The following is a 12,553-nucleotide window of genomic DNA, read 5'->3' as shown; positions in this document are numbered from 1 at the left end:
TGGTCATGCTGCGCCTTTTAGTATCAGCGCCTGGCTTAATTTATGGTTTTAATTAATAACTGCCAATTTGCCTGCCTGATGTTCGGAGCCATCGGCGGACACGACGAATACAATGTACATTCCGGCTCTCGCGCGGCGTCCCGTATAGTCGTTGAGGTTCCATGACGCCAGGCCGCCTTCTGAGCGGGTTTCAAAGACCAGCCGGCCAGCAAGGTCAGTGATTTTGACTATTGATTGCCCGGTCATCCCGCTGATCCCGACGGAGCCGGAATATCCTGGCCGAACAGGGTTCGGAAATATGGTAATGTTCTCCAACTGGTCACCAGGCTGTTTGGCATCGCTCTGATAAGAAACCATGCCGCCAGGTGTGTCAACAAAAAGCAGACCGGTTTCTGCTTCAAAACGAAGTGCGCGGATGACATCGGATGGAAGGGGGCTGTCAGCCATAGTGAATTTTTGGATGAGCTCGGTGCCATCGGCACTGAATTGATGCAGGCCGGTACGCGTTCCAATCCATTTACGGTTACCTGGTTCCACAGCTAGTGCGGTGCATTCTTCATTGTTGAAAAGCCTGCGCTGTCCATAAAGAGGCAGAATGGCATCAACACGACCAGCTTCCAACACGCCATCCGGAATGAAATATCCCGCTCCTTTTGTACTGGCAAACCAAACATACCCGTCCCGATCAAGGGCAATGCTATTGATTTTTGATGCCGGTAGGCTACCATTTCCAATTGACGTCGAAAGTATCTTTTTTCGGGAACCATCTGCATTGCTAACCAGAATGCCGCCGCCCAATGCCTCGGGCAGGCGTGCCCATGATAAGCCGTTGAGATCGGTTATCAGCGAATCTGGCCTGAGTGAAATGCTTGTATCGGCTTGTGCTGGGGAAACCTGTTTAAAATCTGAGTTATAGTTGGTGAAAAGTCCATTTTTTTGATCCGTAATCCATAACGCATTTGTTTCGGAACGAAATCCTGAACTAATGTCGCGAAACAAAGGATTTGTAGTTATGACATAATTGTTTGCCTGGTCGATGCTAATGATCGCATTGCCGTTCGTCGCAATTAGCGTACTTCCCGCATCAAGAATACGAAGGCCGGGACTGCTGCTGGTATAAACGGACGTCCAGTTGCCATTTTTATATCGAAAAATTCCTTTTTCCTGAACTGCCGCGTAAGTCTCGCCTGAAAAGGATACGATGCTGGAAATTTTTCCTGGGGCCGGAATGGACTTCCAGTTTGCGAAATATTGCCTATTCACTTCTGGTCGCATCGAGGTTGCCAGCACAACGCCCTCTGAAATTGTCACAAAAAGGGAATCGCCGGAAAACGCAAGGCTATTGACAGCCACCTGGGCACCGTTGGTGCCTATATATCGGTAAGTTTCCTCAACTTGGCGGAGCCGGGTATCCAAAACCATGATCCCAAATCCGGTTGCGATATAGGCAAGGTCGTCCCTGAAAATGATACGCCGGATCGCTTTGTCGACAGGTAAGCCCTGGGTGCTGGTCAAGAGATCCCAGGTTCCGATCTCGTCGGGTTCGGATTGTTCGTTGAGAAAAACAAAGTCGATGATACCATTCCGGTATGCCAGTAACAGCAGTTTTGATTCCGGGAGGTAACCCATGGCGCTGACGCCTGTACTACTCAGGCCGTCGGCTTTGGAAAGTATACGTGTCTCGCCGTTGTCGGGGTTGAGGGCAAAAAGTCCGTTATAGGACGTACAGTAGATTTTTGTTCCTGCCTGAATGACCTGCTTTGCCGAGAGGTAATTAAAATGACTTTGCCATTGGCCTAACGGCAGAACCTGTCCAAGGATGCGCGCCGGCCCGAACACAATGGCTATAAAAACATATAATATCCCCGCTTTGCGCATAGCCCAATGCTAGTTTTCTACCGTCACGACAGCCGCGCCGCGCCCGGTGCCCGCACCACATCCGCTTTTGAGCGAACTTATCGTGTACTCTGTTGTGCTGCTTGGCGAGACGGAAATCAGGTAAGGATTCAGAAATGTGCCGTTGATCGCCGTTCCATCCGAAAGCGTGAATGACCATGGCGGCAGCCCGTTTTTAAACCGTAATTGAATACGTGTAGTACGTCCCGCCGAAATAGTACCTCTTCCGGAAACTTCTCCAACCGCTCTGTCAGGAGCAATCACTTCCAGTTCTTCAATGACGCTTGACACGGCAGGGGAAGAGGAAACAATGCGTATTTTCTGGATTTTGCTGGTGTCTCCCGGTGATGCCGCAGCGATTTTAACCTGCATGGCAGTAGGTGTAACCGTGGTAGGCAGATTCACAAACCGGCCTGATTTGTCCGTCATTTGGACGGTAAATTTGTTGTTAGGATTATAACGTCCCTCCGTTTTGTAAGGAATATCGATTGTTGAGCCCGCGCAAACCATGTTCTGAGGTAGTTTGTCAAGCGTAATACTTGCCGGAGGACTTTTCACGGTCACCTTTGCCAAGCCCGAGAACTTGCCTACGCCGCAAAGACCGCCCGCAGACGTGATCTGGTAATTAGTATCATAAAAAGGCTTGACCTTAATTTTGTGCGGCGATTCCTGAATATTGTTTTCGTAAGTTCCATCCGAAAGCAGCACAAACCATGGGCCTCCGCCTGTGAATTTGACGGTTAGCATACCCGATTCATTTTCACCAAGTCTCAAAGAATCTTTCTGGAGTGTTGCAACGGCAGGCGATAAGATCGAAATGCTCGCGGTTTGACTTACCAGATACGGAGCAGTGGAGGTCACGCGCAGCCGATATTCGCCTGGTTTGTAACTATCAGGGATCTGCGTCGTGATGAAACCAGTTGAATCGGGTGTTGAAATATTTTTAAATGCACCGCTGCGTTCAGCGATTTGAACAATAAATTTATTGCCTTCCTTATATTTTCCGGTTGCATTGAATGGCACCTGAAAAGGCACACCTGCACAAAGTTTCGCTATTTTTTCGATCTCTTTCAGTTCCAGTTTAGGCTCCGGATTGTTGTTAACATTCACAATCGCCTCACCCGAAGTAGTGCCGCTGCCGCAAGCGTTAGAAACGGCGGTTACCCGGTAAGCTTTCACGTCGTTCGGTTTGACCGTAATATAATGTGGGTTGGAAAGTGTTTGAAGCACGGTAGTACTGTCCGAAAGGCGAAATGACCAGGGTGCCGCTCCTGTCAGGTGCACGCGCAAATGCGCTTCCTGTCCCGGCATAATGCGCACGGTTTGCGTTCCGTCGATCAGGTCGACTTTCGCTGCCGGGGCTTGCAGAAGCCTCAAAGGCACTTCCTGACTTCTTACCACAGGAATAGAAGCGATAATTTGAATGCGATATACTTCACCGCCTACTTTGTAGGATGGTATCACGGCCTTTATCGGGCTTTTTTTCACCGGGAGCGAAATAGGAACTGATTTTCCCGTTGCATCTATAATGTGAACGATGAAGGTGTTATCCTCGTCAAACGGTCCTTCTGCCTTGAAAGGTATTGTAATGTTGGTTCCGGGGCAAACCGAAAGATACGAAATGTCTTCGATCGTGATTTTGTAGGAATGAATGCTGTCAGCCTTAGGCTCTTTGGGTAGTTTGGCTTCGGCGGCGGCCTCCGTCAATGTGTCTGATGATGCGTCCGCATGGCCTGCGGGAACAGCAAGTGTGTCCTTTGTCACAGTAGAGCTGTCCTGAATGACGGGGGGCGACTGGCTTTTTGTCGTGTCTTGCGCGGCGGTTGCCTGAGGTTTGGCCGGAGCAGGAGCCTTTTTCTTGGGGGTAATAAGCTGCCTTCTTGGAGAAGAGGTTCTGCGCTGCGCTTCGACATGGCCGGACAGCATAAATAACCCTAGAAAAATGACAAATACGAATCGGAACATGCAGTTTTGATTGAGTAAGTATTTTAGTTCATGGAAACCAGCGTGCTGCCTCTTAGGACAGGAACCACATCATAGAGATCGGTTTGCAGGCAGTATGAAATGTCTTTCTGAATGCCCAGCCTTTGCAGGCGGCGCACGTGTGACGAATTCGAGACGCTGGCGAGCAAGTTATCACGACTTTGCTGGTATAAACGTTGCGCCATCAAAGTTCCGTCTTCCAAAAGCATAAATTGATCCTTCAAAGCATCGGCCAAAGCACCGGCAAAAAGCGTGTCTTCCAAATTCGGACGGCCTTTCCAGCCTGCGCAAAGTACCAGCACATCGTAAGGCTCGGTTTTCAGGTGATTGACCAATGCGCCAAGGTTCAGGAAAGCTCCCACCATCACTTTTACAGCCGATGATTTTGCTTTTGCGATCGATAAAGTGCCATTTGTGGTTGTCATCGCTACCTGTGCGCCAATGAGGCTTTCGTGCATGTAACTGAAAGGGGAATTGTCGAGATCGAAACCTTCCACTTTTCTGGCATCCCGCTCGGCTGCTGCTATATATCCTTTGTCTTGCAAGAATTTACATTCCTCGATACTAGCGACAGGCGTAATGCTTTTAACACCATACGCGAGGCCTGTTACCATGCAGGAAGTAGCCCTGAAAATGTCGGCTACCACCACTATCGAGTTATCCAGTTTGTGCAGATGAAGTAAATCCGGGGTAAGACAAACATCAAGTTGTTTCATAAAAAATGCAATCGAACTTAAAAATGGAGAGGGTTAACTTTTAACAAATGGGGTTTTAACAACCTGGGCTTTAAGCAACCGGTCACGGACTTTTACAAAAATTTCTGTGCCTGGTTTGCTGAATGCCGTGGGCACATAACCCAGACCAATGCCTTTCTGCAGAGTCGGTGACTGTGTACCTGATGTTACCTCTCCGAATTTGTTACCCACTGCATCGCATAGCTCGTAATGTCCGCGCGGGATACCGCGGTCGATCATTTCAAAGCCGATCAACTTGCTTTTTAAACCGGCTTCCTTCTGCTGCTTTAATGCGTCGGAATTGACGAAATCCTTTGTAAACTTGGTCACCCAGCCAAGGCCTGCTTCCAGTGGTGAAGTCTCGTCATCGATATCGTTGCCGTAGAGGCAGAATGCTTTTTCAAGTCTCAATGTATCGCGTGCACCGAGCCCAACTGGTTTAATACCGAATTCGGCACCCGCTTCAAAAATGGCGTTCCACATTTGCTCAGCATCTGCATTCTTAATATATATTTCAAAACCTCCTGCGCCTGTGTAGCCGGTTGCAGAGATAATGACGTCCTTAATACCCGCCATTTCCCCGATTTTGAAAGTATAATATTCCATGGCAGCGAGATCCACGTCGGTTAATTTTTGTAGTGCGGCGATAGCTTTTGGACCCTGAACAGCCAGGAGGCAAAGAGAATCCGATAGGTCTTCCATGGCCACGCCTTCGGTATTCTGGCTCTGGATCCAGTTCCAGTCTTTTTCAATGTTGGAAGCGTTTACGACAAGGAAGTAATCGTCCTCCGCAATGCGGTAAACCAGCAAGTCGTCGACCACACCACCGGTCGCATTAGGAAGGTAGCTGTATTGCACTTTTCCATCATACAATGCGGTCGCATCATTGGACGAAACTTTCTGGATCAATGCCAGCGCGCCAGGCCCTTTTATGCTAAATTCGCCCATGTGTGATACATCAAACACACCTACGGCATTTCTGACGGTATGGTGTTCATCCAGATCCGAAGAGTAGCGAACAGGCATTTCAAAACCTGCAAATGGGACTATTTTTGCGCCCAAACGGACATGGAGCTGATGTAAAGGGACTGTTTTCATGAACGGTATATGGTTTCACATTAATTTACAAAAGTAGGCAATGGCGATTAAAGCGACACAAAAAACTCTTTTTTCAATGCCCGTAGAGTCCTTTTTGAAGTATATTGTTAAAAAATAGGGTAAAACATTTATCAATCGGCGGCTGCCGGTTTTCAGGATATGAATAAACGACTATTGCTTTCGATGGCTTTTTTAATGGCAGGAACAGCCTTTGCCCAAACGGCCACATTCAATGGCGAAACGATCGACGACAAGGTGAGTATCGGCTATGGCGTGGCCTCGGGCGATGTGGACGGCGATGGCAAAACTGATATTCTCCTGGCCGACAAGAAGGAAATTGTTTGGTATAAAAATCCCGGGAAGAAAGACGGGCAGTGGACACGCTACGTCATCGCGAAAGACTTGACCGAGCAGGACAACGTCTGCATTGCCGCGCGAGATATCGATGGCGACGGTAAAGTGGAAGTGGCAGTAGGCGCTGGCTGGAACCCTTCCGAGACCAGGGATTTGAAATTGTCGGGCGCTGTGTTCTATTTGGTATCTCCCGATGATCGTACCAGGCCCTGGGAGCCGGTGCGCCTGCACCACGAGGTGACGATCCACCGGATGCATTGGGTAAGGAAAGCCGATGGCGCGTTTCAACTGGCCGTTTTGCCATTGCATGGCGAAGGGAATACAGGCGGTGTAGGAGCAGGTGTGAAGCTAATCGTTTTTGACGTTCCCGAAAACAGAAAGGGCATTTGGCCATATAACCTGATTGAAACCGAAATGCATATGACGCACAATTTTCAGCCGATGGAAATCCCCGGACGAATGGCCGGATTATCCATTGCCGGAAAGGAAGGGGTGCAGGTCTTTCTGGATGGAGCCGATGGCTGGGCGCCGTCGGGCAACTGGATGGTGCCGGGAGCCGGAGTAGGAGAGATCAGAACGGGAAGTTTGAGTAAAAAGCAATTATTCACAGCGACTATTGAGCCCATGCATGGAACTGAGTTGGTCGTATATACTAAAGAAGGTCGTACCGTCCTCACCGACCGCATTAAGGAAGGCCACGCATTGGCCTGCGCCGATTTCTTCGGCCAGGGCCGCGACCAGGTTGTAATGGGTTGGCGCAACCCGAATGTATCAGGCGAAACCGGAGTAAGAATTTATGTTGGAAATGATGCCGAGGGCAAAAAGTGGACGGAATATACTTTGGATGAAAAGATCAAAATGGCCTGCGAGGACTTAATCCCGGCTGATCTGGATGGAGACGGAGATCTGGATATCATAGCTTCCGGGCGGGCGACGCATAATCTTGTGGTGTATTGGAACCAGAGGAAGAAATCTTTTTAGGAGTTCAGAATTTATGAGTTTAAAGTGTCAAAAAAATGTCAGCCTCCGCAAGCGAAGGCTGACAACAATATCAACTTTAAACTTTTGACTCTAAACTCATAAACTACTTTCAGTCCCGTCGCCCCATGAGCAGGCTCACATAGTAAAGCAAAGTGGCCAGGGAACCGATAGCAGCTACCAGATAAGTTCGTGCTGCCCATTTCAATGCATCGGCGGACATCACGTATTCCTTCTCATTCACAATCCTGTTTTTCTGGATCCATGCCAATGCGCGGTTACTGGCATCGTATTCGACAGGCAGCGTAATAAAACTGAACAAGGTCGTCACCGCAAACAGCGCCACGCCGATTGCGAGCGGAATGATGGAAGTATTGATCAGCAACACACCGATCAGAATGATCCATTGCATGTATTGCGAGGCAATGCTTAGAAATGGTACCATTTGCGAGCGGAATTGCAACCAGCTGTAAGCAGTTGCATGCTGCACCGCGTGCCCACATTCGTGAGAGGCCACAGCCGCAGCAGCTACACTACGTCCGTAATATACATCAGGACTCAGGTTCACAGTTTTGTCCTGGGGATTGTAATGATCGGTAAGACGGCCTTCCACAGACAATACTCTTACGTCGTAAATGCCGCTTTCCCGAAGCATGGTTTCCGCGATTTCCTTACCGCTCATGCCATTGCTCAATCCCACTTGTGAATATTCTTCAAACTTACTCTTCAAACGCCATTGCACGTAAAAGCTGACGCCCATTACGATCAAAGCAATCAAAAGTCCCATAGTTATTGCTATTTATATCCTTGTTTTATTTTCTCGATCAGTGCGGTAGTCGAGTAACCTTGTACCAAAGCAATCGTCTTCACCTCACCTCCTCTACCTAAAACAAAATCCGCGCCAGCAATGTTCTCGATCGTATAATCGTCTCCTTTTACCAAAATGTCAGGTTTTACGGCTTCGATCAACTGACTTGGCGTCGGTTCGTCGAACAAAATGACAGCATCGATGAAGGAAAGCGCTGCCATCAAACGGGCTCTCGCGTACTCATTCACAACCGGGCGGAGAGGCCCTTTCAGACGGCTTACCGACGCATCGGTATTCAGGCCGAGTACCAATCTATCGCCAAGTGCGCGCGCTTTTTCGAGGTAATCGATGTGCCCGAGGTGTACAATATCGAAACATCCATTGGTGAAAACAACTTTTTGTCCGGCTCTTTGCCATGCTTCCACGGTAGGCACCGCTTCGTCTAATCTCAGGATTTTGCTTTCAGTCAAGTTCATTGTAAAAACAATATGGATTTAAGAAATGGATAATCTAACATACTCCATTTCCAATTACCGGGACTATTAAAACAACAATTAGTTTGCTGCGGAAACCTGCCCTGGTTCCGCGGTTGCCTTTTTGTTTACAATCAGCACATATAAGAATGCAAGCGCGCCAATAGCGAGCATAAACAGCATTTGCGCGCCGTGGATGAAGGTTGCGAGCGTAATGCCATCATTTTGAGAAAGGCCGTATAGTACCATTACATTACCCACCAGCAAGTGGTAAGCGCCAATGCCGCCTTGCGTAGGGGCGGTCATACCAATGGCTCCTACGACTAGTAACGTCAATCCAGCCAGTGGCCCCAGATCAGAAGTTTCCGGAATGCAGAAAAACAGCACGTAGGAAACCAGGTAATACAGTATCCATATGAGAATTGTGCTGAAAATGAAAAGGACGGGGCTGCGTAGTTTACGGACGCTCAAAAGTCCTTCAAGCATGCCTTGCGCGAAACCTACGATCTTGGAAACGATCGCATTCTGCTGCAACTTGTTCCTTAATGCGGCATTTTTGAAGATCACGATGCTGGCGACTGCCACGGCGAGCAAGCCCACGATAAGAATGCTAAGCAGCATTCCGGTGCCCGAGCCACCGCCTTGATTTCCGCCTATTTTGCTTTGAAAGAAATCCGTAAAGAATGTGCTCAGCCGGTCAAATTCGAAAATAAAGTTCAGGCCGATCATGATCACCAGGATGATGACATCAAAAATCCTTTCAGCCACAACGGTACCGAAGCTTAGGCTTACCGGAATGCGTTCGAGACGGTAGAGCGTTCCGCAACGGGTTACTTCGCCCATGCGAGGCACAATGTAGTTGGCAAAATAGCCAGTCAGAACAGACATGGTGCTATTAACGAGGCCCGGCTTATGAGCCAGCGGCTCGATGAGCATTCCCCAGCGCCACGCACGCGTAATGTGTGCAAGCAGGAGGCAAAAGCATGATACGGCAATCCAGCGCCAGTCGGATTTGGCAAAACGGTCGAGCATTTCATCCAGGTTGATGTCTTTAAACACAAACCAGAGCAGACCGCCTGCCAAAGCAAGCGATATGGTGTAACGCAGTATATTTTTCATGCTTCGCTAAATAGATGTTTAGTGTAGGGTAAAATCAGAAGGTTAGCTTACCAGGTGATTATTATGATCCGGGAAAACGACCATCGGCTTGAATGTCTTCGCTTCTTCCGGGGTCATGCTTCCGTAGGCGATGATGATGATGATGTCGCCGATCTGCACCCTGCGGGCCGCCGCGCCATTAAGGCAGATCATGCCCGAACCTCTCTCGCCTTTAATAACATATGTGATAAAACGTTCGCCATTGTTATTGTTCACAATGTGAACCTGTTCATTCTCTATGAGTCCCGCGGCGTCGATCAGATCCTCGTCGATCGTGATGCTGCCAACGTAGTTCAATTCCGCCTGAGTCACCTTAACCCGGTGAATCTTCGATTTCATTACTGTGATTTGCATTACCTGGTGGTATTGGTCTAAATGAAATGCATTACCCCCAAAGTTACAGGAATAATACCCAGCCTTCAAAACATACTACCTTGTACGTCGGTTCCCGTGCATGTGCGCGGCAAGATTATTCACGTAAATAGCCGGAAACGCAAACAGGGAGTGTATTTGAAGTAATATTTGAAATGACCGGATACATGATGTTTCATAAGAACATTATTATATTTAAGCGGGATTTAATAGTATTCCAACTCCAATAACAAGTTATTCCTTTCATCTATATTATTTTAGTTTATTTTTTTATTACCAAAACCGATGAGTACAGAAAACAAACCGAAAGACGTTAGCCGCCGGGACTTTATCCAGAAGTCATCCGCAGCGGCCATAGGAAGTTTCTTCATTGTTCCCCGCCACGTGCTGGGGAAAGGATATAAAGCCCCCAGCGACAAGCTGAACATCGCCGGTATCGGGGTGGGCGGAAAAGGTTTTTCGGATACAAACAATGCATGGAATAAAGGCGCCGAAAACCTGGTAGCACTTTGCGACGTGGACTGGTCGCAGGCGCAGGTAAAAAAGAATTTCGAGCTGCACCCGGATGCTAAGAAATACAAAGACTTCCGGAAGATGTTCGATGAAATGGACAAGAGCATTGATGCCGTAACCGTTTCGACTGCCGACCACATGCACGCGATCATCGCAATGGCCGCTATGCAACGCGGAAAACACGTATATGTGCAGAAACCCCTTACCCACGATATTTACGAAGCACGTATGCTCACCGAAGCTGCGCGCAAATACAAAGTAGTAACCCAAATGGGTAATCAGGGCGCATCTAACCCTGCGCAGACCCAGATGAAAGAATGGTTTAACAAAGGTCTTATCGGTAACGTCCACGAAGCACATGTCTGGACCAACCGTCCGGTGTGGCCACAAGGTATTCCCGTTCCAACTGGCAAACACGAAGTACCTGCGGACATTGATTGGGAATTGTGGGTAGGCTGTGCAGAATGGGTGGATTACAACCCGGCATGGCACCCGTTTAAATGGCGCGGCTGGTGGAACTTCGGTACAGGTGCATTGGGCGATATGGGCTGTCACCTGATCGACCCTGCGTTCCGCACGCTTGGCCTGGGCTACCCAACAGAATTGGAATGCTCGGTAGGACAAGTGTTCATCAAAGACTGGACTGCGGAGTACATTCCGGAAGGTTGTCCCCCGTCTTCACGCGTACAATTGAAATTCCCTGCCAACAAGGTGAACAAATCGGAAGTGACGCTTACCTGGCATGATGGCGGCTTGCGTCCATTCCACCCGGATTTAATCCCTGCCAATGAACCGCTTGGCGAACCAGACAGCAGCAATGGTGTGCTCCTGATCGGTGAAAAAGGGGTAATGACCTGCGGAACTTACGGTATTGCTCCCAAGGTGTACCTCAAAGACGGTACCAAGCTGGAATACAAACAAGGCGATTTTGGCAACAAATACACGCCAATGCCGGAATTTGGCCACCACGTGTCTTGGAGCGACGCCTGCAAGGCTGGTTTCAACAGTAAGGAGCACAAGGCGCTTACTTCTTCCTTCGATTACGCTGGTCCGTTGACAGAGACTGTGATCATGGGTAACCTAGGTATCCGCAGTTACAACCTTCGCACTGCGAAAGCGGATGGTAAAGGATTCGATTACCCAGGCCGCAAGAAGTTGTTGTGGGATGGGAAAAATATGAAGATTACCAACTTCGAAGACGCGAACCAGTTCGTAAAACGCAAATACCGCGGCGACTGGAAATTGTCATAAGCAAACAAAGAAGGCTCCGCAAGGGGCCTTCTTTGTTTTAATGCATGCTGAAAATTTAAAAGATAATATTGTCGATCAGCCTCACCGGGCCGAGGAAAGTGGCTACGCAAATGGCATTGCTGCCCGGCGGGCCGATATGTTCCACAGACAGCAGGCTCTTGATATTAATGACCTCAAAATAGTCGAGCGTAAATTCTTTGATATTCTCAAACTGGCCTTTTGCCCAGGCGATCACCTCATAAACTTTCTTACCACCACGCAGGTCTTCGCCGGCTGCTGCCAGTATCCTGTAAATATGAGGGGCAATTGCCCGCTCCTCGGCATTGAGCCTGCGGTTACGGGATGACATAGCCAGGCCGTCCTCTTCGCGCACGGTAGGGCATATAATCAGTTCCAATCCGAATGCAAGATCCGTTACGAGCTGGCTCACGACCGAAACTTGCTGCAAATCCTTCTGCCCGAAATAGGCGCGATGAGGTTTTACGATATTGAATAGCTTCGAAACGACAATGCCAACGCCATTGAAATGCCCGGGACGAGAGGCGCCCTCCATCACGGTTTCCAGTTCTCCAAAATTGATTTTGAGCACAGGCTGTTCGGGATACATTTCTTCTACCGAAGGAGCGAATACGGCCGAGCAGCCTGCCGTTTCGAGCATGATACTGTCCTCTGCCAACGTTCTCGGGTATTTGGCCAGGTCTTCGGGATTGTTAAACTGCGTCGGGTTCACGAATACGCTGCAAATGACGATATCATTGTCCCTTTTCGCCGCGTCGATCAATGAAATATGGCCTTCGTGGAGGGCTCCCATAGTAGGTACGAGACCAATGGTTTTCTGTTGTAAAACTTGCTGATCGAGGAACTGGCGGAGACTTTTGACCGAAGTAAATACTTCCATGTAAATTCTGAAATCTGAGGGAGTAACCTTTGCGTTA

11 protein-coding genes are annotated in these 12,553 nt (G+C 48.7%); 2 read left to right on the top strand and 9 right to left on the bottom strand.

Annotated features, from left to right (window positions below; genetic code table 11):
* Positions 1-48: 48 nt before the first annotated feature.
* From LZD49_RS15320 to gcvT, 4 genes are read right to left on the bottom strand one after another with little or no spacing between them, the layout of a single operon-like run.
* The gene (locus LZD49_RS15320; protein ID WP_234668452.1) at positions 49-1,878 is read right to left on the bottom strand and encodes a two-component regulator propeller domain-containing protein; all 1,830 of its coding nucleotides are present in this window, start codon (positions 1,876-1,878) and stop codon (positions 49-51) included.
* 9 nt (positions 1,879-1,887) lie between these two features.
* Positions 1,888-3,861 carry a hypothetical protein gene (locus LZD49_RS15315; protein ID WP_234668451.1) on the bottom strand — a complete coding sequence of 658 codons (1,974 nt, stop codon included), beginning with the start codon at positions 3,859-3,861 and terminating at the stop codon, positions 1,888-1,890.
* 23 nt (positions 3,862-3,884) lie between these two features.
* Positions 3,885-4,595, bottom strand: coding sequence for a 2-phosphosulfolactate phosphatase (locus tag LZD49_RS15310; RefSeq protein ID WP_234668450.1), 711 nt, complete (start codon positions 4,593-4,595; stop codon positions 3,885-3,887).
* A 33-nt stretch (positions 4,596-4,628) separates the two neighbouring features.
* Positions 4,629-5,711 (bottom strand): glycine cleavage system aminomethyltransferase GcvT, encoded by a 1,083-nt coding sequence (gene gcvT / locus LZD49_RS15305; protein ID WP_234668449.1) that lies wholly within the window; start codon positions 5,709-5,711, stop codon positions 4,629-4,631.
* Between the two features lie 159 nt (positions 5,712-5,870).
* On the opposite strand from gcvT, the gene LZD49_RS15300 reads away from it, so the two are divergent.
* Entirely contained in the window at positions 5,871-7,046 is a 1,176-nt protein-coding gene (locus tag LZD49_RS15300; RefSeq protein WP_234668448.1) for a VCBS repeat-containing protein, read from the top strand.
* 109 nt (positions 7,047-7,155) lie between these two features.
* Here LZD49_RS15300 and LZD49_RS15295 read toward each other — a convergent pair whose 3' ends face one another.
* From LZD49_RS15295 to panD, 4 genes are all read right to left on the bottom strand, one after another.
* Positions 7,156-7,830 carry a zinc metallopeptidase gene (locus LZD49_RS15295; RefSeq protein ID WP_234668447.1) on the bottom strand — a complete coding sequence of 225 codons (675 nt, stop codon included), beginning with the start codon at positions 7,828-7,830 and terminating at the stop codon, positions 7,156-7,158.
* An 8-nt stretch (positions 7,831-7,838) separates the two neighbouring features.
* Positions 7,839-8,327 carry a D-glycero-beta-D-manno-heptose 1-phosphate adenylyltransferase gene (rfaE2, locus tag LZD49_RS15290; protein WP_234668446.1) on the bottom strand — a complete coding sequence of 163 codons (489 nt, stop codon included), beginning with the start codon at positions 8,325-8,327 and terminating at the stop codon, positions 7,839-7,841.
* A 78-nt stretch (positions 8,328-8,405) separates the two neighbouring features.
* Complete coding sequence (locus LZD49_RS15285) at positions 8,406-9,443, bottom strand: lysylphosphatidylglycerol synthase transmembrane domain-containing protein (protein WP_234668445.1); 1,038 nt, start codon at positions 9,441-9,443, stop codon at positions 8,406-8,408.
* 42 nt (positions 9,444-9,485) lie between these two features.
* Positions 9,486-9,836, bottom strand: coding sequence for an aspartate 1-decarboxylase (panD, locus tag LZD49_RS15280; RefSeq protein WP_234668444.1), 351 nt, complete (start codon positions 9,834-9,836; stop codon positions 9,486-9,488).
* Between the two features lie 303 nt (positions 9,837-10,139).
* On the opposite strand from panD, the gene LZD49_RS15275 reads away from it, so the two are divergent.
* Positions 10,140-11,618 carry a Gfo/Idh/MocA family protein gene (locus LZD49_RS15275; protein WP_234668443.1) on the top strand — a complete coding sequence of 493 codons (1,479 nt, stop codon included), beginning with the start codon at positions 10,140-10,142 and terminating at the stop codon, positions 11,616-11,618.
* 55 nt (positions 11,619-11,673) lie between these two features.
* On the opposite strand, the gene panC is transcribed toward LZD49_RS15275, so the two are convergent.
* The gene (gene panC / locus LZD49_RS15270; RefSeq protein ID WP_234668442.1) at positions 11,674-12,516 is read right to left on the bottom strand and encodes a pantoate--beta-alanine ligase; all 843 of its coding nucleotides are present in this window, start codon (positions 12,514-12,516) and stop codon (positions 11,674-11,676) included.
* Positions 12,517-12,553 lie beyond the last annotated feature (37 nt).

This window comes from Dyadobacter sp. CY261 (genome assembly GCF_021440085.1).
Classification (GTDB): Bacteria; Bacteroidota; Bacteroidia; order Cytophagales; family Spirosomataceae; genus Dyadobacter.
The sequence above is the reverse complement of the archived record's forward strand: the minus strand, read 5'-3'. Positions and strand labels throughout refer to the sequence as shown.